Origin of the sequence: Lysinibacillus sp. GJ-1 (assembly GCF_021166035.1) — a bacterium.
Taxonomy (GTDB): Bacteria; Bacillota; Bacilli; order Bacillales_A; family Planococcaceae; genus Lysinibacillus; species Lysinibacillus sphaericus.
Genome location: NZ_CP088912.1, coordinates 457703 through 480258 on the forward strand (window position 1 = coordinate 457703; position 22556 = coordinate 480258).

23 protein-coding genes are annotated in these 22556 nt (G+C 38.1%); 13 read left to right on the forward strand and 10 right to left on the reverse strand.

The window, feature by feature from the left end; all coding sequences use genetic code 11:
* Positions 1–42 precede the first annotated feature (42 nt).
* Positions 43–1305, reverse strand: coding sequence for a threonine ammonia-lyase IlvA (gene ilvA, locus LO754_RS02095; RefSeq protein ID WP_231785488.1), 1263 nt, complete (start codon positions 1303–1305; stop codon positions 43–45).
* Positions 1306–1586: 281 nt separating this feature from the next.
* Here ilvA and LO754_RS02100 point away from each other — a divergent pair, with 281 nt between their 5' ends.
* Complete coding sequence (locus tag LO754_RS02100) at positions 1587–2333, forward strand: TerC family protein (RefSeq protein ID WP_024362825.1); 747 nt, start codon at positions 1587–1589, stop codon at positions 2331–2333.
* Positions 2334–2373: 40 nt separating this feature from the next.
* On the opposite strand, the gene bshB2 is transcribed toward LO754_RS02100, so the two are convergent.
* The 3 genes from bshB2 to LO754_RS02115 form a co-directional block, all read right to left on the reverse strand.
* Positions 2374–3063, reverse strand: a complete 690-nt coding sequence (bshB2, locus tag LO754_RS02105) for a bacillithiol biosynthesis deacetylase BshB2 (protein ID WP_024362826.1) — start codon at positions 3061–3063, stop codon at positions 2374–2376.
* A gap of 13 nt (positions 3064–3076) precedes the next feature.
* Positions 3077–3427: a YojF family protein gene (locus LO754_RS02110; protein ID WP_231785489.1), complete on the reverse strand. Its 351-nt coding sequence runs from the start codon at positions 3425–3427 to the stop codon at positions 3077–3079.
* A 580-nt stretch (positions 3428–4007) separates the two neighbouring features.
* Positions 4008–4289, reverse strand: coding sequence for a hypothetical protein (locus tag LO754_RS02115; protein WP_024362828.1), 282 nt, complete (start codon positions 4287–4289; stop codon positions 4008–4010).
* Between the two features lie 203 nt (positions 4290–4492).
* On the opposite strand from LO754_RS02115, the gene LO754_RS02120 reads away from it, so the two are divergent.
* Positions 4493–5002, forward strand: coding sequence for an acyl-CoA thioesterase (locus tag LO754_RS02120; protein ID WP_231785490.1), 510 nt, complete (start codon positions 4493–4495; stop codon positions 5000–5002).
* Positions 5003–5395: 393 nt separating this feature from the next.
* On the opposite strand, the gene thiD is transcribed toward LO754_RS02120, so the two are convergent.
* The gene (thiD, locus tag LO754_RS02125; RefSeq protein WP_024362830.1) at positions 5396–6226 is read right to left on the reverse strand and encodes a bifunctional hydroxymethylpyrimidine kinase/phosphomethylpyrimidine kinase; all 831 of its coding nucleotides are present in this window, start codon (positions 6224–6226) and stop codon (positions 5396–5398) included.
* A gap of 171 nt (positions 6227–6397) precedes the next feature.
* Here thiD and LO754_RS02130 point away from each other — a divergent pair, with 171 nt between their 5' ends.
* The 5 genes from LO754_RS02130 (at position 6398) to LO754_RS02150 (ending at position 9463) form a co-directional block, all read left to right on the forward strand.
* Positions 6398–7075, forward strand: coding sequence for a uracil-DNA glycosylase (locus tag LO754_RS02130; protein ID WP_024362831.1), 678 nt, complete (start codon positions 6398–6400; stop codon positions 7073–7075).
* Positions 7076–7151: 76 nt separating this feature from the next.
* Positions 7152–7331 (forward strand): hypothetical protein, encoded by a 180-nt coding sequence (locus tag LO754_RS02135; protein WP_024362832.1) that lies wholly within the window; start codon positions 7152–7154, stop codon positions 7329–7331.
* Entirely contained in the window at positions 7328–7594 is a 267-nt protein-coding gene (locus tag LO754_RS02140) for a YwdI family protein (protein ID WP_024362833.1), read from the forward strand. Before LO754_RS02135 ends, LO754_RS02140 begins: the two co-directional genes overlap by 4 nt.
* Before the next feature lie 61 nt (positions 7595–7655).
* On the forward strand, positions 7656–8036 hold the full coding sequence (locus LO754_RS02145; RefSeq protein ID WP_024362834.1) for a DUF423 domain-containing protein: 381 nt from the start codon (positions 7656–7658) through the stop codon (positions 8034–8036).
* A 236-nt stretch (positions 8037–8272) separates the two neighbouring features.
* Positions 8273–9463: an amidohydrolase gene (locus LO754_RS02150; protein WP_024362835.1), complete on the forward strand. Its 1191-nt coding sequence runs from the start codon at positions 8273–8275 to the stop codon at positions 9461–9463.
* A gap of 101 nt (positions 9464–9564) precedes the next feature.
* On the opposite strand, the gene gerQ is transcribed toward LO754_RS02150, so the two are convergent.
* Both gerQ and LO754_RS02160 read right to left on the reverse strand, forming a co-directional pair.
* Positions 9565–9900 (reverse strand): spore coat protein GerQ, encoded by a 336-nt coding sequence (gene gerQ / locus LO754_RS02155; protein ID WP_024362836.1) that lies wholly within the window; start codon positions 9898–9900, stop codon positions 9565–9567.
* A gap of 20 nt (positions 9901–9920) precedes the next feature.
* Complete coding sequence (locus LO754_RS02160) at positions 9921–10289, reverse strand: cell wall hydrolase (RefSeq protein ID WP_370510652.1); 369 nt, start codon at positions 10287–10289, stop codon at positions 9921–9923.
* A 979-nt stretch (positions 10290–11268) separates the two neighbouring features.
* Here LO754_RS02160 and LO754_RS02165 point away from each other — a divergent pair.
* The gene (locus LO754_RS02165; protein WP_024362840.1) at positions 11269–11451 is read left to right on the forward strand and encodes a hypothetical protein; all 183 of its coding nucleotides are present in this window, start codon (positions 11269–11271) and stop codon (positions 11449–11451) included.
* Positions 11452–11487: 36 nt separating this feature from the next.
* On the opposite strand, the gene hemQ is transcribed toward LO754_RS02165, so the two are convergent.
* The gene (hemQ, locus tag LO754_RS02170; protein WP_024362841.1) at positions 11488–12240 is read right to left on the reverse strand and encodes a hydrogen peroxide-dependent heme synthase; all 753 of its coding nucleotides are present in this window, start codon (positions 12238–12240) and stop codon (positions 11488–11490) included.
* A 163-nt stretch (positions 12241–12403) separates the two neighbouring features.
* On the opposite strand from hemQ, the gene lipL reads away from it, so the two are divergent.
* Entirely contained in the window at positions 12404–13237 is an 834-nt protein-coding gene (gene lipL / locus LO754_RS02175) for an octanoyl-[GcvH]:protein N-octanoyltransferase (RefSeq protein ID WP_024362842.1), read from the forward strand.
* Positions 13238–13273: 36 nt separating this feature from the next.
* On the opposite strand, the gene LO754_RS02180 is transcribed toward lipL, so the two are convergent.
* Positions 13274–13924: an RsfA family transcriptional regulator gene (locus LO754_RS02180; protein ID WP_024362843.1), complete on the reverse strand. Its 651-nt coding sequence runs from the start codon at positions 13922–13924 to the stop codon at positions 13274–13276.
* Between the two features lie 232 nt (positions 13925–14156).
* On the opposite strand from LO754_RS02180, the gene LO754_RS02185 reads away from it, so the two are divergent.
* The 4 genes from LO754_RS02185 (at position 14157) to LO754_RS02200 (ending at position 21770) form a co-directional block, all read left to right on the forward strand.
* The gene (locus LO754_RS02185; protein WP_231785491.1) at positions 14157–14381 is read left to right on the forward strand and encodes a YuzB family protein; all 225 of its coding nucleotides are present in this window, start codon (positions 14157–14159) and stop codon (positions 14379–14381) included.
* Positions 14382–14563: 182 nt separating this feature from the next.
* Positions 14564–15868: an HD domain-containing protein gene (locus tag LO754_RS02190; protein WP_024362845.1), complete on the forward strand. Its 1305-nt coding sequence runs from the start codon at positions 14564–14566 to the stop codon at positions 15866–15868.
* Between the two features lie 461 nt (positions 15869–16329).
* The gene (locus LO754_RS02195) at positions 16330–16911 is read left to right on the forward strand and encodes a hypothetical protein (protein ID WP_231785492.1); all 582 of its coding nucleotides are present in this window, start codon (positions 16330–16332) and stop codon (positions 16909–16911) included.
* A gap of 14 nt (positions 16912–16925) precedes the next feature.
* The gene (locus tag LO754_RS02200; protein ID WP_231785493.1) at positions 16926–21770 is read left to right on the forward strand and encodes a collagen binding domain-containing protein; all 4845 of its coding nucleotides are present in this window, start codon (positions 16926–16928) and stop codon (positions 21768–21770) included.
* 49 nt (positions 21771–21819) lie between these two features.
* Here LO754_RS02200 and LO754_RS02205 read toward each other — a convergent pair whose 3' ends face one another.
* Positions 21820–22488 (reverse strand): class A sortase, encoded by a 669-nt coding sequence (locus tag LO754_RS02205; protein ID WP_024362847.1) that lies wholly within the window; start codon positions 22486–22488, stop codon positions 21820–21822.
* Positions 22489–22556 lie beyond the last annotated feature (68 nt).

Here is a 22556-nt window from a genome sequence, read left to right on the forward strand (position 1 = left end):
ATTTCTAGTGCGCTATTTTCCTTTTAGTAGCCCTAAAAGACTTTATACGAGTAAGTAAAATAATTGGATGTCGTTATTTACTTCTTTGTAGTTGAAACCAAACTCTTTCATGCGTTTTAACAATCCTTCATAATCATCGCGATTGCCTAGCTCGATACCCACTAAGGCAGGACCACTCTCTTTATTGTTTTTCTTCGTATATTCAAAAGTTGTAATATCATCATTTGGTCCAAGGACGCTTGTTAGGAATTGACGAAGTGCACCTGCACGTTGAGGGAAACTTACGATAAAGTAGTATAGTAATCCTTCGTGAATTAAAGATTTCTCTTTAATCTCTTGCATACGCCCAATATCGTTATTACCACCACTAATAATAACTACAACAGATTTGCCTTTAATCTCTTCTTTATAACTGTCAAGAGCAGCAACTGATAATGCGCCAGCGGGTTCAGCTATAATCGCGTGTTTATTGTACAAATCTAATATGGTTGTACATACTTTTCCTTCGGGAACAAGCACGATATCGTCTAAATAACGGCGACAAACATCATAAGTGTGGTGACCGACGCATTTTACGGCAGCACCGTCAACGAATTTGTCAATCCAATCGAGTGCCACTGCGCCACCTTCTGCAAATGCAGCTTTCATACTGCCTGCACCGGCTGGCTCTACACCGATAATTTTACTGTTTGGGGAAAGGTTTTTCACATAAGCTGAAACACCTGACATTAATCCACCGCCGCCAATACTTCCGAAAACATAGTCGATTGGTTCTTCCATGTCATTCATAATTTCAACAGCAACTGTGCCTTGTCCAGCGATGACGTCAAAATCGTCGAATGGGTGGATAAAAATTTTACTTTGTTCTTCGCAGTAGGCCATTGCACTTTCAGCAGCATCATCAAATGTATCTCCTGCTAAAATAATTTCAGCGTAATCACGGCCAAACATACGCACTTGGTCGATTTTTTGTTTTGGGGTTGTTTGAGGCATGAAGATGCTCGCTTGAATTTTTAACTGTGCGCAGGCATAAGCAACACCTTGTGCGTGATTTCCCGCACTGGCACAGACAACGCCGTTAATGCGTGCTTCTTCCTCGATTTTTTTAATTTTATAGTAAGCACCGCGAAGTTTAAATGAGCGAACATGCTGTAAATCCTCACGTTTGAAATAAATATTAGCTCCGTATTTCTCTGATAAATAATCGTTTTTCTGTAGTGGCGTATGCACGACTACATCTTTTAAAAAGTGATGTGCAATTAAGATATTCTCTACTTGCACTGTTTTAGTGTCAGCAACTTCCATAGTATTCATCCTCCGTTTTACGTGTAAAACATTCATCTATGATAGCATATTTTTTTCGATTTTTGTTATAAATTTTTAGTAAATTCTAAATTTTCGGTGTCCATTTTCTTATCTTATTACATGGAAGTAGCATAATTTATGATGTTCGAGAAAAAACGTCTATTGTTCGAGTTTTCTAGAAATTGAATTATCAAAAATTTTTTAAAAATGACAGAAGGAGAAACTTTCATAACGAAGAACGCCGAGCATATATTAGTTTAGGACAAGTAGGGGGTAAGCATTTGGACATTATTCATGGGATACTATCTACATATATGCAATTTTTCGATTGGGATATGTGGAAAAAAGTATTAGCAGATCCAGTATCGTGGGGATTAATTTCATCGCTCATTGTCATTGAGGGATTACTGTCGGCAGATAATGCGCTCGTACTAGCGGTACTTGTCAAACATTTACCCGATAAGCAACGTAAACGGGCGTTAATGTATGGTATGCTAGGGGCTTATTTTTTCCGTTTTTTATTTATCGGAATTGGCGTGTATTTAGTAGAGTTTTGGTTTATTAAAGTGTTGGGAGCGTTGTATTTAGGGTGGATTAGTATTGCGCATTTTTTACAACTAGGACAAGAGGACAGTGTCAAAGAAGTAAAAAAGTCTGGAATAATGGTGCGGATATTTGGCGTATTTTGGGCTACTGTTATTTCTGTAGAGCTAATGGATATTGCGTTTTCGGTTGATTCCATTTTTGCTGCCTTTGCAATATCTGATCAGGTTTGGGTGTTATTAATAGGCGGCATGCTTGGTATATTAATGATGCGAACAATTGCAGGATTATTTTTAATTATTATCGAAAAAATTCCAGAGCTTGAGGCGACGGCATTTATCATAATTGGGATTATTGCGCTTAAAATGTTAGTGACTGTATTTGGTATATATGTACCGCATTATTTATTTTTTATTATTTTAGTCATTGCCTTTGGTTTGACGATGGTTATCCATGTGTTTAATAAATTAAAAATAGCTAAATAAAAGCGGTTGTGCCTTAAAAGGTTACAACCGCTTTTTTGTATTATTTTACATAATTATCAGGGTTAACAATGTAGAACTTTTCAACATTCAGCCAGCTCTCGCTCATTGGCTCGCCGTCATCAATGCGTTTTTCTGTTTCTTGCATCATCCAACCAGTTTGAGAAGCATGCGCTTGTAAAGCCTTTACTTTATCCATCTTCATTTCACGGATGTCGATTTCGACATGTGGTTCACCATTTTTAGCAATTGTATCGTTAGCAAAGGCGCAGCCGAAAATTTGAGGTCGCGCTGCTTTAGGCATGCGACGCACAGCCTCTACAACGGCCCGTGCAGTTGCTTCATGGTCAGGGTGCACGGCGAAGCCAGGAAGGAAAGTAAAAATAAGCGAAGGCATTAATTCTTCAATTAAACCTTCTACAAGCTTGACCATTTTTTCGTCGTCTTCAAATTCAATTGTTTTATCGCGTAAGCCTAGCATACGTAAATCTTGAATGCCCATAGCGTCAGCAGCAGCGACAAGCTCCTTGCGGCGTATTTCTGGCAACGATTCACGCGTAGCAAATGGTGGATTTCCTAAATTACGACCCATTTCACCTAATGTTAAACAGGCATATGTAACAGGTGTATTCATCTTTTTAGTATAATAGGCAATCGTTCCAGCAACTGAAAAAGCCTCATCATCTGGGTGAGGGTAAACAATTAAAATATGACGTTGTGGTTGTAAATTCAAATAGTCGTCCCCCTTAATAAGTAAATGGCGTTTCGCTAATTTCCAGTGCTATCGCCAATTTACCTGAATAGTCTAGTCCAGCCATTAACAAAAGGCCTAAATCATCTAATTCATAATGTGTAATACCTTGAGCATAAACCCAACCATGTGCCATTTTTAAACCGACACGATGTGGAGAGTCATCCACTACTTTAGCCAGTTCGTAATTAATTTTGGCATTACGAATAAAAGCCCCAGCATTAAAAAATTTTTCATCGTAGTGTGCTGCGTAAGAACCGTTTGTCGTCTCAAGATGAATATAAACGTCTTTGTTGGCGAAAGAATTCAATAATTCCTGCAACGTCTCTACTTGTACTTCTTGCATCTTAACACTCCTCTCGATTATTTCTTTATTAAGTATAGTCAAAAAAGGTCATAAAGGGAAATTGAATGCCCTTTTTATGACAAATTTATGTTGGGTTCTTTTGTGGAGTGTTTGAAAATTGGATAGAAATAGGGATTGAAAATGGCTATAATTCCCTTGCAATTTCTTTAAGCAAAATTCTTGAAAAAGTTATTGCGATGTATCAATATATAAAGTGTGAAAGCAAATTTGTACAAAAAGTGTCGTTTTATTTTGTATGCGGTTTCACAATACGAAAAGATGTTGCATATTTGACTTCTTCACACGTAGAGTGACAGTTCACCATGCAGAAGGGGAATATAAGCTAGACAAAAACGATTTCTATCTTGGTACAATAGATGACGTCCTTCTCCATCTGGTATAGGGCTGTAGCGTGCAAAGAAGACATGAAAGCTCATTATCATAGTATAGTAAAAAAGCCACAATTCTCTTTTATGACGGAGAATTGTGGTTTTTTTGCAATAATGGGCATCAAAATCAGATTGCTCTTAAAGCTTCCTAAGGTTAATCGGGGAGCGTGTGGGAGTAAGATATGTCTCTTTTAAAAACGATTAAGTTTCTTTTCAATGGATTCTAAACGATTATTAACATTTTGTAGTTGTTTACACATTTGTTTAAATTGTTGATTTTGATCTTGTGAATTGGAAGCGAGTAATTGCGCATCTTCCTCTTCCTCTTGTAACGCTAATATCGTTGCGAGGGTGGATAGTGAATACCCGAGGGTTAATACAATTGAAGCGATTACTTCCATTTTAGAAGATGTTATTTCTCCAGCTAACAAGCGTGATTCTTCAGTTGTCTCCTCAGATTTATGTTTTTTCATACGTCTCCCTCCCATATACAGCTAATATATGGCATGTGTTGTGCTAAGGTTTCTTGTCCGCTTTTATTATGCAAATGTAAAGTATTGTAATATTCAGATAATTTAATTGCTTTTTTTAGAAATATATTGCATTATAGTAGAAAAAAGTAATAGGGGGAATTGATGTGATAAAAGATTATAAGTTTTGTAAGGAATCAAGGGTTATGCGGACAAGTCGTGTTTTTCCGAATGATGTAAACAATCATAATACTCTTTTTGGTGGTCGTTTAATGAGCGATATTGATCAGGTCGCATCAATTTCCGCTGCTAAGCATAGTCGGAGAGATTGTGTCACTGCTTCCACCGATTCGGTCGATTTCTTACATCCGATTCGTCCTACAGATTCTGTCTATTTTGAGTCATATGTAACATGGACTGGAACTTCCTCGATGGAGGTGTTTGTGAAAGTCATCTCCGAAAATTTAAAAACAGGTGAACGTAAAGTTGCAGCCACTGCTTTATTAACCTTTGTAGCACTAGATGAACAAAATCAGTATGCTGCAGTACCACGCGTTATACCTGAAACAGTTGAGGAAACAAAATTGCACGAGACTGCTTCTGAAAGAGCAAAAGTGCGGGCTGAGCGCAAAAAAGAAAGCAAGGCATTAGCTAGTTTTATATCCATGAATGATCCATGGGATTATCGGCTCGAACTGATGGAAAATTACATGTAAAGTGTAAATAGAGGGGAAACGCCGGTAAAAGCCAGTACTTCGCGGGTAAGCGACGAGAAAACGCTGGTAAAAGCTCATAAATCGCTGATAAGCTAGAAAAAAACGCTGGTAAACCTTTCGGCAAGCGTCTACCGATTTACGCAAAAAAGTGGCTGGGACATAAGTAGAAAAATTTAAGGAACAGAGGAAAAGTGTTCATAAATTTTTGCTATATGGAGAACATAGCTAACTTAGTTATTCTTGCTTTTGCAATAAATAAAAAATTAAAAGGGTTCACTAGTTGTTGGTAGCGAAGGAGGTGACTCCTGCTCAGCAAAAAAGTGTTAGATTGACCGCCATCAATCTAACACTTTTTCTCTTTTGCCCTAGCCTCTTTTTCTTTTTTACGGTTTATTAAATTTCAGTTACAGTAACTGCTGGAGCACCAAATCGAGACTTAGCACCATGCATAACTGGTCCTACATAATCATTTAACGCCCAACCATGTGCGATGGCAGCCGATACAAATTCTTTTGCTTCAATTACAGCTTCTTTGACAGATAGTCCATTGGCAAGATTAGCTGTCACAGAGGCAGCGAATGTACAGCCTGCACCGTGGTTAAACGTAGAAGCGACTTTTTCTGATTCTAATAAGTAGAATGTTGCACCATCAAAAAATAAGTCTGTTGCTTTTTCAGTTGCTAATGCTTTTCCGCCTTTAATGACAACTGCTTTTGCACCTAGTTCATGAATTTTTTTGGCCGCTGTTTTCATCTCATCAATTGACTTTGGTGTACCTGTACCAGCTAATTGTCCAGCTTCAAAAAGGTTTGGTGTTGTCACGGCAGCAAGCGGTAGCAAGTGCTGAATCATAGCGTCAGTGTTGCCAGGGTTTAAAACCTCGTCATCCCCTTTGCATACCATAACAGGATCAATCACAACATTTGAAGTACCAGACTTGGCGATCGCCTCACCAGCTATACGAATAATCTCCTCAGTTGAAAGCATACCTGTTTTTACTGCATCAATGCCTGTTGATAATGCTGTATCAATTTGTTTTTGAAGAAGCTCTGTTGGCAATGGCGTTACATTATGTGTCCATCCATTTGGATCCATTGTCACAACTACTGTTAATGCCACCATCCCGTATGTGCCATGTTCTTGGAAAGTTTTAAGGTCGGCTTGCATGCCTGCGCCGCCAGATGTATCTGAACCTGCGATTGTTAAAGTTTTTTTAAGAGCCATGTGAAAGATCTCCTTCATGAAAGAATAGTTTAATCTACCGTTTAGTATAGTCTTAATCTGATTCTGTAAAAATAGTCAGAAATCAATATTTTTATATGGTCAGTATCAATTGAAACTTGAATAACACGTTATTTTTTTGTACCGTTGTAAATAAAAGAAAGGGGCATTTCAATGAAAGAAGTATTCCCAAATGATTGGCAAACAATACTAGCAGAAGAATTAGAAAAACCATATTATCAACGTTTACGTCAATTTGTGGCCCATGAATATTCGACACAGACCATTTATCCACCAATGCATGATGTTATGAATGCATTTTATTGCACAGCTTATCATGATGTAAAAGTGGTAATCTTAGGACAAGACCCGTACCATGGACCGAATCAAGCGCATGGTCTAAGCTTTTCTGTAAAGCCCAATGTCCCACATCCACCAAGCTTACGCAATATGCTACAGGAATTACAAGATGATATTGGTTGTCCAATACCACAGCATGGCACCTTGACGAAATGGGCGGAGCAGGGTGTAATGCTTTTAAATACAGTGCTGACAGTAAGAGCAGGACAAGCTCACTCCCATAAGGAGCAAGGCTGGGAACAGTTTACGGATACGGTTATTGATAAACTTGCAGCACGACAAAAACCAATCATCTTTGTGCTATGGGGCAAGCCTGCGCAGCGTAAAAAGCAAATAATTCATCAGTACGCAACCCCACATGTCATCTTAGAAGCGCCACATCCGAGTCCATTAAGTGCATATAGAGGCTTTTTTGGTAGCAAACCGTATTCACAAGTCAATGCACAACTACTGGCGTGGGGAGAGCAACCGATTGATTGGTGTTTAGTATAAAGTGGCACAAATCGTTTGCTTTATACACTAGAAAAATCATGGTACAGTTTATAATAGAAGAAAGAGGGGCACAGCGATGCAGGTAAATTGTTTTAAATGTCAATATTTCAAAGTAACGTGGGACCCGCAAACACCGCGTGCTTGTGTGGCATATGGCTTTAAAACGAAGCAAATGCCATCAGTTGTTGTTAAACAATCGTCTGGTATGAACTGCCTAAAATTCGTGCCAAAAGCAGAAGGTGAGAGAGCGCAATGATATCATATGAAGCTGTCATACAGCAGCTTGAAAAACAATTAGCTAGTGTAAAAAATGCAACGAATGAACAGCAAATGCGTGAAGCACTGACAGCTATTCGGGCATTATGCGATGTAGTGCTGGATTTACCTATTGAAACTTCCAATGTTCAGTCAAAACCTATACCGCAAATGTTAGCTACTGAACAAAAGCCATCCAATTTATATACCGCAAAAATCCAACATGATGATGGTGCAAATGGTGATTCAATCTTTGATTTTTAATTATTGCTGGCAACATTAGACTAAAAAATTGAGTATTAGAAAAAAGGTAGGGTAAATAACGATGAAAAAATTTATTGTCACAGGTGCACTTCATGGCTTTTTAGCAGTGGCACTAGGTGCATTTGGTGCACATGCATTAAAAGATGTTGTAGATGAATACGGTCTTAGCATTTGGGAAACAGCTGTGCAATACCAAATGTTCCATGCTACAGGTCTGCTAGTCATCGGTCTTTTAATGAGCTCTAAATTACTAGGTGAGGTAAAACAATTAAAGTTAGCAGGTATTTTCTTTAATTTAGGTATTGTTTTTTTTGCAGGAAGTTTATATGTGTTAGCGGTAAGTGGCATTAAAGTATTAGGGGCAATTACACCAATTGGTGGTGTGTTATTTTTAGCTGGTTGGGTGCTAATTATCGTTAGTGCGTTAAAACATGCAAAATGATAAATGAATTTTTCCTCACAGTTATTTGTATAAAAAATATGTAACGAGGGTATGTCCCTAAACTTTAAAATAGTATGCTAGGTAAACTGGCATACTATTTTTTTATCAATAGAACGTCTTTCCACAATAGGAACAGCATTTTCATTATATTAATTCCTATTGTTTTTGTAAGGATTTGTAGGGTACACTGGTATTACTAAAAAAGGAACGACAGTAGAAAGCGAGGTTAATGGTATATGGAAAAATTATTTACGTTATTGGATGATGGCTATGAGGAGATGGTAGCAATTCGTCGTCATCTACATCAGTATCCGGAAATATCTTTTGAAGAAGTGGAAACACCTGCATACATAGCAGCTTTTCATAGAGCGTTAGGGCATGAAGTACGGGAACAAGTAGGTGGACGAGGCGTTGTGGCAACGTTACGCGGTGCAAAGACAGGACAAACAGTAGCGTTACGTGCTGATTTTGATGCATTAGCTATTCAAGAAGAAAATGATGTGCCTTATAAATCATTAATCGACGGTAAAATGCATGCATGTGGACATGATGGACATACAGCCACTTTACTTGGGTTGGCTAAAGCACTTAATGCAATGAAGGATGACCTAGTAGGTAATGTTGTGTTTATTCATCAACATGCGGAGGAAGTTGCACCAGGCGGGGCAAAGCCGATGATTGAAGATGGTTGCCTAGATGGGGTAGATGTGATCTTTGGGACACATTTATGGGCACCAACACCACTTGGGGATATATTAGTAAGAGAAGGAGCTATAATGGCAGCCGCCGATAAAGCAGAAATTCTTATTCAAGGAAAAGGTGGCCATGGAGCAGAACCACACCATTCCATCGATGCGGTTGTACTAGCCTCTCAATTTGTTATCAATGCCCAGCAATTAGTCGCTCGACGAATAGATCCATTAAAATCAGCAGTTTTGACAATTGGGCATTTTGAAGCCATTAATCCATTTAATGTTATTGCAGAACGAGTGGCATTAACTGGTACAGTACGGACATTTGAGGAGCAGGTGCGTACACAAATGGAACAAGAGCTTGAAGCAGTCTTAAAAGCTACTTGTCTTGCCTTCGGAGCAAGTTATGAATATCGTTATACAAGAGGATATCCTCCTGTCTATAATCATGCAAATGAAACCCAATTTGTTGCCCAGCTTGCGGCAGAAATTCCAGGGGTGGAAAATGTCATTACATGTCCGCCGTTTATGATTGGGGAGGATTTTGCATATTATCTTGAACAAGTGCCTGGTGCGTTTTTCTTTACAGGTGCCAAAAAGCCCGAATGGCAAACAGCCTATCCACATCATCATGCCCGCTTTGATTTTGATGAACGTGCAATGCTCATTGCAGCAAAAACATTAGGAAAAGCGACTTTACAATATTTACAAAAAACATCAGAAGAAAATGAATAGTTGCTGGTAGTTGTAGAATCGGATAACAACTGCGCGGCAAAAAAGTGTTAGATTGATTGCGTCAATCTAACACTTTTTCTTTTTTTCTAACCTCATTTCAGTTATGGATTTTGATTGAAATAAGACATTTCCTCATCGTATTCAGCAAAATCAAAGTAAATCATTGGGAATAAAAAACGATGATTCGATTTGATTTCTCGTAAAATAACGTGATCCCGACCCGCAGCTTCTACAACACCTCGTACAGTCTTGGTATTTTTCCCTTGCTCAACAGCATGTTCGAAGGAAAAGTGGAAAGTACCAGGTTTTCCTCGATTCAAACGTAAGATGTTTTCAATATACGATTCCTCACGTCCAGGTGGCCGTCCGCTTGGAAGCGTCACTGGAGGAGGCGTCATTTGTTGCTGTGTTGTCGGTGTCCAATAGTAAGGCATCATAAGTATCAACCTTCTTTCATTTAAATTTGAGGGCAATCTTCTTCCGTTGGAGAGAAGAAGCAATGCGATTTGAAACGTCCTGTATTCCACTGTCCATACCATTGTGCAGGGCAGTCACCCGCAGGTCGGAAAAACCACAGAGAGCGGGTAGCCGGATGAAATCTTTCACCTTCAATAACCCTTTTTGCTAATCGAAGATCTTGTTCACGTGCCCGTTGATAAAAATAACTTTTTGTTGTTGCTTCAAACCCCCCTGGTCGTTGATAAACCATTTGTTCCAGTGTTCGAATATCACCAAAATCTAGACAATCTGCTCGTACACGATTGACGCCAACATTGCCGACCATCAGCATGCCTAATTCACCTTCGCCTTCAGCTTCCGCACGCATAAGCCTTGCAAGCAAAGCTGTTTGTGCATCATTCGTCTTTATTACAGCGATTTTCAAACCTCCTCGCAAACAGTATATGCATGAAGGTATTGTAGACATGTTCAATTTTGATAAGAAAGAAATTCACAAATCAAAATGATGAAGCATATATTAGTAATAACGGGGGAGTCCGTCAATAAAAGGTGGTTTTACGATAGTTACTATATTCAATGGGGTAAAGATAAAATAAACATTACATTAGGGGATTATAAGAGAAAATTGCATGTGTATGAATACATGTGAGGTGACGAGAGATGGAGAAAGGTGTTTGGGTTGCAATTTTAGTAAGTGCAGTGCTCGCATTTTTGCTTGGGAATATCTATGGTCAACCCCTCCATTGGTATCTTTTTATAGTAATAATCTTGGTAGGTTTTTTCATAAATACGATTATTATTATTTTAAAAGTGAAGGATGAAAGCTCTTAAAGCTTTACGTAATGTCCCATTCATAAGAGGCTGGTACAAAAGAGAAAAAGTGTTAAATTGATGGCAGTCAATCTAACACTTTTTTGCTGCGCCGTTGTTGTCCGCTTCGGTGGTGCTTTCCGCTCAGCACAGTAAGCCGCAACCCTCGCTATCGCGCGGAATGCCCGCGTCTTACGTTCTGTGCTGTCCCGCAGGAGTCACCGCCTCCGCTACCAACAACTAGTAAACACTTCTAATTTTTTATTTATTGCAAAAGCAAGAATAGCTAAGTCTCCATATACCAAAAATTTATGAATCCCTTTCCTCTGCTCCTTAAATTTTTTTAGTTTTGTCCCAGCCTCAGTACAATTAACAAGAAGATGTATTTGTTCTTCCCACTTGAATAATGCGATAAAATTTTTATTATCTTTTTGCGAAAAAATGTGAAAAAACTTATGATTTGCAAGTATATTGAAAATGCATTGTGACATACTAAAGTGAAACTGATTATTGTTTTTATAAAAAGGAGTAGTACAATGCGTATTTTCGGTATGTTTGTAGCCATTATCGCAAGTGCATTTATGGCTGTTGGAATTGCTGAGTATTATGATCAGCCATATGATTGGTATTTAGTATTTTTCATGATTCTTATTGGATTTTTTATTCATACCATTATTTTAATAGTAGAATCTGAATACAGTGAGGAAAATGAAATATAAAAAATGCGAGCCCATTCTGTATGGACTCGCGTTTTTTTATTTAACTGATAGGAAATTAACCAATTTTTCGTTATCAAGTAGGTTGCCGACGAAAAATTCACCGAACTCACCGTAACGAGCAGAAACTTCGTCAAAACGCATTTCATAAACTAGTTTTTTGAACTGTAATACGTCATCTGCAAATAGTGTAACGCCCCATTCGTGGTCGTCAAAACCTACAGAACCAGTGATAATTTGTTTTACTTTACCAGCATAGCCACGACCAATCATACCGTGAGAACGCATTAATGACTTACGCTCGTCCATTGATAGCATGTACCAGTTATCATTCCCTTGGCGACGTTTGTCCATTGGATAGAAGCAAACATACTTAGAACGAGGTAGTTCAGGGTATAGTCGTGCACGGACATGTGGATTTTGGTATGGGTCTTCGTTTGACTCACCAGCTAAGTAGTTTGAAAGCTCAACAACAGATACATAAGAATATGTAGGAATAGTAAAATCAGCAATAGCTAATTTATTAAATTCCGCTTCCAGCTCTTGTAATTCATCCATTGTTTCGCGTAGTGTCATAATCATAAAGTCGGCCTTTTGACCAACAATCGCGTAGAAAGCATGAGCACCTGTTTTAGCAACATCTGCTTCATTTAACTTTTCTAAATAAGCAATAAATTCTTCAACTGCTGCTTGACGTTCTTCTGCGGATACAAGTTTCCAAGAAGCCCAGTCGATTGAGCGGAAATCATGTAAAGCGTACCAACCGTCTAATGTAATTGCTGCTTCATTCATTATGCAAAGCACTCCTTTATAAGTGAAAATCATTCTTAATTTAGTTTATCATAGTTTGTACAAAATCCCTAAATTCATGATTGATTTTCACGAATTTGACACCATCTATGGATAATGTATGCTAAAGAGAAAAGATGATGGAAATAGAGGAGCTTTAAAATACATGAACAGTAATTTACAACAGCCCATTTGGCGTTTTTATGATCAATCTATCAGCTTAATAAATAGCAGCCCCCTTGAATCATTTGCAACAGATGATACATTATGTCAATTGGTAGGACAGCTCGTATCACCACCGACTATCCGTACGTGGGTACATAATGCGTCAGTTGTACTTGGCATTCAAGATCATCGGTTACCTTATGTACAGCAAGGCATGAAGTTGCTTGAGAAGCGAGGTTATCATCCCATTGTTCGCAATTCAGGTGGTCTTGCCGTTGTGCTGGATGAAGGGATACTAAATATATCAGTTGTTTTATCTGAACAAACAACAGCCATTGGCATTAATGATGGCTATGATGTCATGGTTGCGCTGATTAAAGCACTATTTCCTGAAGCTGCTGATAAAATCGAAGCCTATGAAATTGTCGGCTCCTATTGCCCAGGTTCCTATGATTTAAGTATTGAAGGCAAGAAATTTGCAGGTATTTCCCAAAGAAGATTACGACAAGGTGTAGCAGTGCAAATTTATTTATGTATTGAAGGAAGCGGAGCGGAGCGTGCGGCACTAATTCGTGATTTTTACGCTGAAAGTTTACAAGGAGAGGTAACGAAATTTACGTATCCTCAAATACTACCAGATGTAATGGCTTCGTTAAGTGAATTAGTGGATGCCTCTTTAACAGTCAAAGACGTAGTCATTCGTTTACAGCAAATGCTGCATACAATGGCTGAAGAAGTTCGGTTAGAGCCATTTCATGATGAAGAATTACCATTATATGCATTTTATTTACAACGGGTATTAGAGCGAAATGCCAAAATGCTTGCGTTGAAGTAAATGTAATCATATTTTCTAGCAAAAAAAGCGATGGTGCTAACTAAGCACATCGCCATTTTCTTTTTGATAGGTTGGACCACTAATAACTAGATTTCCGTTTTTCTCCATTTTAAAAACCGGAGCAATACGTTCTTCCTCTTCATCTAGCGTTACAAGGCGTCTAGCGCGGTTCATAATTTGGACAAACTGCTCATAATCTTTACGAATTGCACGGTTTTCTTCTTCAAGCTGAGCAATTGTTTTCTCTAGCTTTTTATTTTTCTCGGATGTTACGTGCACAAGTTGTCTCCATTTTGAAGACTCATTACCTATTTCACCAGAATGTTGTAAACGTAGTAAATATGCTATGACAATATCAAGTGATAGGGCAGATAGAGGAATTGACTTGCTATCTGTATCACTATTATTTATTGTAAACATATTTGTGGAACGACGTCTTGCTGGTGCACCCAACACTCGCATTCTCTCTTTTCTTTCTTTTTTCGCCTCAGCTAGTTGCTCCTCATAAGCTTTACGGACAACTGCATTCCAACGGAAACCACATGCAGCCGCCGTACGATTTAACGCATCACCAGCTTCTTCAAAAGCATTTAATTGTGTACTACCTTCCGTTACGTGACGAATTACTGCCTCTGCTAGCAATTCATCATTTTCTTCTAACCAAGCATCTTGTCTTACTTTACTCATTATAAAATCCTCCCACCTTTATTTGGAATTTCTTTATTTATGTCTAGCATGACCAATCTTTTAACCTTTTATTCATCTATGTGAAAGGAATTATGCTTGAATACAAGGGGAATAATACGATACAATACCGATTGTAGGTTTGTGCGTATGCTACATACTTAAATATGTGAAGGTTATGCGGACATTAGATAATTTTATTGAAAAATACTATATAGAAAGGGTTGTTGACAAAATGGCAAACGAATTTAAAGTTTGCGATGAATGTCAAGTAGTTAACTTAAAAACGTTAATTCCAAAATTAAAGGAAATCGATCCTGATGCAACCATCGAAATTGGCTGTCACTCTTATTGCGTACAGGTCAAAAAAACATTTACATTTGTAAATAGTCGCCCTGTTGCTGCATTAACGGAAGAAGAACTAATGGAAAAAGTTTTAGCTAAATTAAAGAATAAGTAATAAAAGACTATCTTCACACGGCTGAAGGTAGTTTTTGTTTGTTTTAGGACGATAATAACCTGTATGAAGTGGAAATTACGTTTAATTAGGTTGATAGTCTCTATAATTACAGTGTAATCTCTATGCTAGTTCTATAATGTTTGCATATAATAGAAGAAAGATGAAATGGAGGTGCTGTACAAATGACACATTATGCAAAGGCAAAATTACAAGAAGAAAAAGTATTTAAAGATCCTGTACATCGTTATGTACATGTACGAGATCAAGTTATTTGGGATTTAGTAGGAACAAGAGAATTTCAACGTTTGCGTAGAATTCGCCAACTAGGCACTACGTTTTTAGTATTCCACGGAGCAGAGCATAGTCGCTTTAGTCATTCACTTGGTGTTTATGAAATTGTGCGTCGCATTATCGATGATGTTTTTGTAGGTCGCCCTGATTGGGATGAAGACGAGCGACTGCTAGTGCTTTGTGCAGCCCTATTACATGATTTAGGACATGGTCCATTTTCACATGCATTTGAAAATGTGTTTGAGTTAGATCATGAATTTTACACAAGACAAATTTTGCTTGGGGATACGGAAGTACATGCGGTGCTAAAAAAAGTTGCACCCGACTTTCCTGAAAAAGTATCACAAGTAATTGAAAAAACGTATCCGAACAAACAAGTTATTAGCTTAATATCAAGCCAAATTGATGCGGATCGTATGGATTACTTACAACGTGACGCCTATTTTACAGGTGTAAGCTATGGTCATTTTGATATGGAACGTATATTACGCGTAATGCGTCCACGTAAAAATCAAGTAGTAATTAAAGCAACCGGCATGCATGCTGTAGAAGATTATATTATGAGTCGCTATCAAATGTACTTACAAATCTATTTCCATCCTGTATCGCGAAGTGCAGAAGTAATTTTGAATAATATTTTAAAGCGAGCGAAGCAATTAAGTAATGCAGGCTATAAGTTTAAGCATGAGCCTACACATTTTTTGGCATTTTTCCAAAATACGATTACGTTGGAAGATTACCTTGCCCTAGATGAAAGTATTCTGTTTACATATTTTCAATTATGGATGCAAGAGGATGATGCGATATTAAGTGATTTAAGTCGCCGTTTTGTGAATCGTAAGCTATTCCAATACATTGATTTAGATCCAGGAGTAGAACTGGAAAAATATCAAAAGTTACAAGCGTTATTTAAACAAGCAGACATCAATCCAGACTACTACCTTGTCCATGATACAACGGCAGATCTCCCTTACGATTTTTATCGACCAGGTGAGGAAGAAGTACGAGTCCCTATCTTTTTAGAAATGAAAAACGGAGAATTACGTGAATTATCACGCGAATCTATTATCGTTGATTCCATTTCAGGACGCATGAAACGAGATCATAAAGTATATTTTCCACTTGATATATTAGAGGATTCTAGTACACAAGCATCAGTGAAACAGCAAATTATAAAGTTATTACAAATACATTAAAAATCAAGTGTAAATCTATCTAATTTGGTTATATATAAACGCCTTATTTTATATTAGTAATACAAAAGCACTAAACTAACTAGAAAATAGTTACGGTTTAGTGCTTTTTCTTGTGCACAAATACATATTCGATTAGTGAAGATGTCATTAATATAGGAATTGTTAATGAAAAAAATGGCAATGTTTAGAATTTGTTTAGAATCATTTCTTATAATGAATGAAAACCAAAAGGGGGTGAAGCCATTCTATACAGCAGAGGCGCCACACACCAGTTTTCGATACAAAAACGGTATGTGTACCGAGTGATGAAAGGTTCTTATGTATCAATGAGACGACACGTTATTAGAGGGGAAGAGGGGCAAACCGAATGTTTGTAGCAAAGTTTTCGCATAGTGTGAAAACTTACATGTCGTCCGCAAACACTTTAAGGGATCTCTCTGAACTTAAAAAGGGAGAGAAACATGAAAAAATTAAATTTAGCAATCATTACATTGTTGCTAGTGTTCCAAACGGTACTGTCACCGATTTCCGTACTTGCAGAAGATACAGGTTCTTCTGTACCTCCAGCAGTTGAAGCTGAAACTGGTGAAACTACGTCTAATTCGCCGGACACAGGCAATCTAGATGCAACAGTGCCGACACCTGGTGACGCAGGCGATCCAGATGCAACAGTACCGACACCTGGTGACACAGGTAATCCGGATGCAACAGTGCCAACACCTGGTGATACAGGGGAAGTTGATGGGACTGATGCTAATACGGGGGGCACGGATAATTCAACCGTGACACCACCGGATGAATCTGACAAAGTTGACGGAGCTGAAGGTGAAGCAAAGCCAAGTGAAGAGGCGACTGACGCAACGACACCGGAAATAGCACCTATGAACATAGCACCATTAGCGTTAACTGCTGGTGATATGCAAGGTGATGTAAGTGCTGTATCTGCGGGTATTCGACTAACTGGTCCAACAGGCGAGGTAATCGAGAACTCATCACAAATTCCAGCCGACGCTGCACCAAAAAAGGTGACACAGTTTATTTAAACTATGTATTTGATGTGAAGCCTACGCAGGGCTATGGTGTAGGTTCTACATTTACGTTTGATTTACCACAATATATGATTGAGCAAGTAGGTAACTCGTTTTCAGGTTCGAAAACTACGGAATACGCTACATATTCGTATAGCTATTCTGCTGGTAAAATACTCGTAACATTAGAGAGTGACATCGAAGACGGTGTTGATGGAGAGATTGAATTTGATTTTATGGCCAAGTTTGGTAATTTCCAAGACGAGTCTAAACTTGATCAAGAATTAGTAATGCCTGTGTTAGGCAAAGCAGATATTACGTTACCGTTTATATTTCAGCCTACTGGTAGTGGTGAGCCGATCACTAAATCTTCCGGTACAATTACACGTGAAGCGGATGGCGCTGAAATTGATTGGACAGTCTGGGTCAACACAGAAGGTAAACCAATTGTTTCAGGTGCTACAGTAGACGATACGCCAGATGCAAATCATGCATTTATAGCAGGTAGTTTAGTAGTTGAGAAATATCCAATCGGCTTAAATGGTATTAACAAAAGTAATCCAGGAGCGCCAGTAAGTTATGACAGTGGTTCAACAGCATTCCCTGTCAATTTGGATGCGGGAGGTTTTGCCTACAAACTAACGTATAAAACGAAAGTTACAGCAGATCCAACAAGCTCCAATATGACGTATAAGAACACAGCAGAATTCACAAATAACGGCGTTACTAAGACAAGTCCAGGACAAGTAAATATCCCGTATGGCCCAGCTTTACTAAAAACTATTAAAGCGAATAATAAATACGAAGCATCTTGGGAGATTAAGTATAACTGGTTAGGAGAAGATCTTAGCAAAAAATCTTCCCAATCATTAACTGATACCATTCCAGCAAACAATAATGGGGCAAAGCACAATATACAATATGATGCTAATTTCCAAGTGTATCGTGTAACGTTAAATGATGATGGTCAAACAGCAGCGTCAGAAACACTGTTAACAAAAGATACAGATTATGCATTAAGTGATGATACTGCGCAAGGATTTACTATTGATTTTTCTAAAGATGTTGCTGCTAATCCGCGTGCAGCCTATTTGATTAAGTATAATACAGACTTTGATCAAGAATTTGTCACAGATGCAAATGCAGGGAGTATCACCAATACTGTAAAGCGCTTAGATGATGATAGTTCGTCATCAGATACTGTAAGCATTGTATCAAATATCTTTAGCAAAGAACGTGGCGCAATTGACTATGTCAACAAAACAATTACTTGGAAACTAACAATTAATGCTGAAAAACCATTAACAAACTTTGTCATTGCAGATACTATTTCAACGAAAAATGCGAGCGGTAAAACGTTGAAGCATAAGTTAACATCGTGGGATGGTTCGAGTAAAGTATTCCATGTTACAAATAGTAGTGCACCAACAATTAATAATGGAGGAGAAATCGGAGACGAAGCATTTACAATGACATTCTCATCGATCCCTTCAGGAACTGTAACAATTGAATACAAAACAAAGTTTGATATTGAATCAAACGGTGGCGTGGCACAAAGCTATGACAATGTAGCAGATGCTACGTGGGATGGTCAAACAAGTACAAATAATAAAGCGCAAAAAAGTGCTAGCTATAAACCATCCGCAACATCGCCTACAGGTAAAAATGGTTATAAAGACAATGCAATTGTCGATAATAGTAAACAAGAATTTTCTTGGAAAATTGGTATTAACATTAATAAGCAAAACATCGAAGGTGCAAAACTAATAGATACATTAGGTACAGGACACCATATTATTGTTCCAGATGGTCAAAGTTTAAAAGATGCTATTACTGTAAATCTTTTAAAATTAGGTGTGAATGATGAAAGAGGAACAAAAGATGCGCCATTAGATCCTACTAAATGGGATGTGAAATCTGTTACACAAGATGCCCAAGGCAATGTGACAAGTTATGAACTTACATTTACAGGGTTAACGGCTGGAGAAAATAATGAAGCGTACCTAATAGAGTACAAATCAAAAGATTCAGATGATGTTTATGGAAATGGAAGTACGGATGCTCGAAAATATACGAATAGTGCCGTTTTAGATACTCCAGATAATGGTAAATATTCGTATGATGCAATCGCAACGATTACAGATAAAGCGAACAAGTTAATTACTAAGACAGCTAGTCCTCAACCAACATCAGATACGATTGAATGGACAGTCACGATTAACGAATCCAACTCAAAGCTAGGTAATATTACGTTAACGGATACGCCTTCAGCTAACCAAAAGCTATTAACTAACACATTTACAAAGCAAGAAATTAAGTTAAATGCCACAGGAAAATCACAAAACGTTGGTACAGCAACTGCGATTAGTCCTAGCGATATTCAAGTACAGCCAGATGGTACCTTTACATTAGATTTAGGAAATGTCGATGGTAAGGGCTATATTATTAAATACAAAACGTACTTTATGGGTGACCCGAACGCGGGTGAAAATGTATCGAATAATGCATCCATTAACTATGCAGGTGCTACTTCCGCAGGTACATCCGCTACAGGTGGAGATAACAAGTTATTTAAGTACAGTACATCTGATACAAACGCTTCAGCTAAAAAGGGAACGTTTAAAATTAAGAAACAAGGTGTAAATCCGAATACAGGTGCAACAAAAACACTTGATGGCGTAGAATTCAAGTTATATAACCGTGACAAATCCATTGTCTTAGCAGAAGGGTCGACAGTTGATGGTGAACTTTCATTCGAAAATTTACGCTACGGTATTTATAAACTAGAAGAAACAACACCTGCAGGCTATAAAGCAGTTTCAACAGTTGAAGTAAGGTTTAATGATAGCAACAACTTCGAGGTTACAAAGAAACCTTATACAATTGTTAACGTTGAAGATATTGCGCCACCAGCAAATGCGTGTAAAGAATTTGAATTAACAATTAAAGATCTAGATGGTTCTGCAATAGCAGACCAAAATGTAACATTGAAAGATGCAAACGGTACAGTGAAATACACGGGTGCAACTACTAATGGTGTTGTAAAAGTGCCGAACACTGTATTAGCAGGACAATACGATGTTTATGATGCGAATGATACAAAAATTGGAAATGTAACTGTGAAATATACAGATGGCTGTAAAGATGAAATTGCACCAATACCAGCTTGTCCAGCATTTACAATTACATTAAATGAGAAAAAAGCTGGAGTTGATGTACCTCGTGCAGGAGTAACTGTCACGTTGAAAGATTCAACGGGTAGCGAAATTGTAACTGTAACAACTGATAAAGACGGTAAGTTTACAGTGCCGTCAATTCAAGATGTAAATGGTGTTAAAGCAGGAGAATACTATTTATATGAGGGCAATCAATTTTTAAGTACAGTTGATATCTCATACAAAGGGAATTGTGAAACTGCGATTACACAAGCACCAAAATGTGAAACGTTTAAACTAACTGTTAAGGATGTTGATGGCAACTTAGTTGCGGACGGTACTTCTGTAACAGTGAAAGATGCAGATGATAAAATTGTTGCGACAAAAACAACAACGAATGGTGTGCTGGAATTAACAAATCTGCAACCAGGTATTTATAAAGTTGAAGTCAATGGCAAAGAAAATGGTAGCTTCCAATCGAATGTTGACTGTGCAGCAACAGTGCAACCAGCACCGTCTTGTCCAATCTTTACATTAACGGTGAAAGATGAAAACGGTAATGTTCGCCCGAATGTAAGTAACATTATGATTAAAGATAAAAACGGCGCAACAATTGCTTCAAACAAAACAACAGACGCACTAGGTCAAGTGACGATGCCATCTCAAGATATTCCTTCAGGGGACTATAGCGTGTATCAAGGTGACCTATTTATTGGTCAAATTACAGTTCAATATTCCGTTAATTGTCATGCGGAAATTGTAGCAGCACCTACATGTCCTTCGTTTACATTGACTGTACAAACTGCATTTGGTACACCTCTTGCAAATGCGATAGTCACTGTGAAAGATGTGAAAGGAAATACAATTAAAGATGCGAATGGTAACGACAAGCTAACAACGTCTGTTGCTGGAACTATTGTTTTACCAGATAAAGCAATTCAACAAGGAACGTACAATGTATATGAAGGAAGTCGTTTAATTGGCTCTTTCGTTGTAAAAGATACATGTTCGGCACTTGTAAAACCGTCATTACCAGGTGATAACGGTGGAGGCGGTGGCGGTGGTTCAACACCACCAGAACCAGGTAAACCAGTGGATCCAAACAAGCCAACACCAGAACCAGGTAAACCGGTGGATCCGAACAAGCCAACACCAGATCCAGGTAAACCAGTGGATCCAAACAAGCCAACACCAGAACCAGGTAAACCGGTGGATCCAAACAAGCCAACACCAGAACCAGGTAAACCGGTGGATCCGAACAAGCCAACACCAGATCCAGAACAACCGGTGAATCCTGAAAATCCATCAACAAATACAGAAGAGCCAAGTAATCCAGGGAATCCTTCAACAGATTCAAAAGATCCAACGGCTCCTGGAAAAACAGATACGTCTAAACCAACTGTACAAGATGTTATTGATCAAGGGAAAAACTTGCCGTCAATTAATACTTCTACTGCAAATAAAGATACGCTAGATGCGTATAAAGATTTCATTGATAACTATAACCAATTATCAAAAGAAGAGCAGGAAGAAATTGCAAAATCACTTGATGTAGATAAAATCAAAGCAGATGCAAAACGTTTAGAAACGCAATTACAGGCACAAGGTAAGTTGCCTCAAACAGATGGAGCCAATCAAACAGCTCTTACTCTAACGGGTGTAGCGCTTGTTTTAGGCGCATTGTTCTTCTTACGTCGTCGTAAGGCAGAAATGAAATAATGTATAAAATAACCCCCCATGACCATTCAGTCTTGGGGGGTTTCCTATACTAAAAAGCTTCTGATAGCTTGGCAGGTGCATCGTTTAAAGGATATTGCTCCACAAAATCTGCATGGATAGCCAGGCGTTTTGTGCCATTATCTGCACATGTAATAAGCGTTAAAATAGTTTGATTTGGGATATCGTCAATGACATAGACATCTGTTGCTGCAATCACTTTTTTAGTTGTTAATTTGTATTCATAAATAGTTGTTAAATCCGTTACGTAAATCGCATCACCAATATTTGCATTATACAATGGACTAAATAATATATCTTTATTTTCAAAATAATGACCTGCTAAGGCGTAATTTCCTTGCCCAAACGTTTGGTTTGCCTTCATCGTACCTGCGCCAACAGCAAGGGAGGCATTCCCGACGCCTTTAATTATAGGAAGAGACAGCTCTACAGTCGGTACGGCAATACTACCGATGACCGGTAAGTTATCCAACTGTGTCTGTGCTTTTAAAACTTCAGCTATGGACAGGGATTGAACATCTTCAAATGCAAAATCTGCTGTCGCTTGATTGTTCTTTTCGATATCTTTGGCACTGTAATCGGTTGTATTTAATTGTTGACTTAAGTGCGCAATAACTGCATTTTGAATCGGATTAATAAAAATAAGTAGTAGACCGATTATCAATAAACAAATAAGTACTGATATTTTCAGCTTGTTCATATTGTAAGGTCACCTCCTTATATGAAAGAATCGAGGATAGCAACGTGAATGCTTTGGCTAAAAAAATG

Excerpts from the sequence above, each read along its gene's own strand:
- LO754_RS02130 (WP_024362831.1), top strand. The coding sequence starts at position 6,398 with ATGAAAGAAGTATTCCCAAATGATTGGCAAACAATACTAGCAGAAGAA.
- LO754_RS02115 (WP_024362828.1), bottom strand. The coding sequence starts at position 4,289 with ATGAAAAAACATAAATCTGAGGAGACAACTGAAGAATCACGCTTGTTA.
- LO754_RS02185 (WP_231785491.1), top strand. The coding sequence starts at position 14,157 with ATGGCAAACGAATTTAAAGTTTGCGATGAATGTCAAGTAGTTAACTTA.
- lipL (WP_024362842.1), top strand. The coding sequence starts at position 12,404 with ATGAACAGTAATTTACAACAGCCCATTTGGCGTTTTTATGATCAATCT.
- ilvA (WP_231785488.1), bottom strand. The coding sequence starts at position 1,305 with ATGGAAGTTGCTGACACTAAAACAGTGCAAGTAGAGAATATCTTAATT.
- LO754_RS02195 (WP_231785492.1), top strand. The coding sequence starts at position 16,330 with ATGAAAAAATTAAATTTAGCAATCATTACATTGTTGCTAGTGTTCCAA.
- gerQ (WP_024362836.1), bottom strand. The coding sequence starts at position 9,900 with ATGATGCCTTACTATTGGACACCGACAACACAGCAACAAATGACGCCT.
- LO754_RS02160 (WP_370510652.1), bottom strand. The coding sequence starts at position 10,289 with ATGCGTGCGGAAGCTGAAGGCGAAGGTGAATTAGGCATGCTGATGGTC.
- hemQ (WP_024362841.1), bottom strand. The coding sequence starts at position 12,240 with ATGAATGAAGCAGCAATTACATTAGACGGTTGGTACGCTTTACATGAT.
- LO754_RS02150 (WP_024362835.1), top strand. The coding sequence starts at position 8,273 with ATGGAAAAATTATTTACGTTATTGGATGATGGCTATGAGGAGATGGTA.
- LO754_RS02135 (WP_024362832.1), top strand. The coding sequence starts at position 7,152 with ATGCAGGTAAATTGTTTTAAATGTCAATATTTCAAAGTAACGTGGGAC.
- LO754_RS02205 (WP_024362847.1), bottom strand. The coding sequence starts at position 22,488 with ATGAACAAGCTGAAAATATCAGTACTTATTTGTTTATTGATAATCGGT.
- LO754_RS02165 (WP_024362840.1), top strand. The coding sequence starts at position 11,269 with ATGCGTATTTTCGGTATGTTTGTAGCCATTATCGCAAGTGCATTTATG.
- thiD (WP_024362830.1), bottom strand. The coding sequence starts at position 6,226 with ATGGCTCTTAAAAAAACTTTAACAATCGCAGGTTCAGATACATCTGGC.
- LO754_RS02110 (WP_231785489.1), bottom strand. The coding sequence starts at position 3,427 with ATGCAAGAAGTACAAGTAGAGACGTTGCAGGAATTATTGAATTCTTTC.
- LO754_RS02190 (WP_024362845.1), top strand. The coding sequence starts at position 14,564 with ATGACACATTATGCAAAGGCAAAATTACAAGAAGAAAAAGTATTTAAA.
- LO754_RS02145 (WP_024362834.1), top strand. The coding sequence starts at position 7,656 with ATGAAAAAATTTATTGTCACAGGTGCACTTCATGGCTTTTTAGCAGTG.
- LO754_RS02140 (WP_024362833.1), top strand. The coding sequence starts at position 7,328 with ATGATATCATATGAAGCTGTCATACAGCAGCTTGAAAAACAATTAGCT.
- LO754_RS02120 (WP_231785490.1), top strand. The coding sequence starts at position 4,493 with ATGCGGACAAGTCGTGTTTTTCCGAATGATGTAAACAATCATAATACT.
- LO754_RS02180 (WP_024362843.1), bottom strand. The coding sequence starts at position 13,924 with ATGAGTAAAGTAAGACAAGATGCTTGGTTAGAAGAAAATGATGAATTG.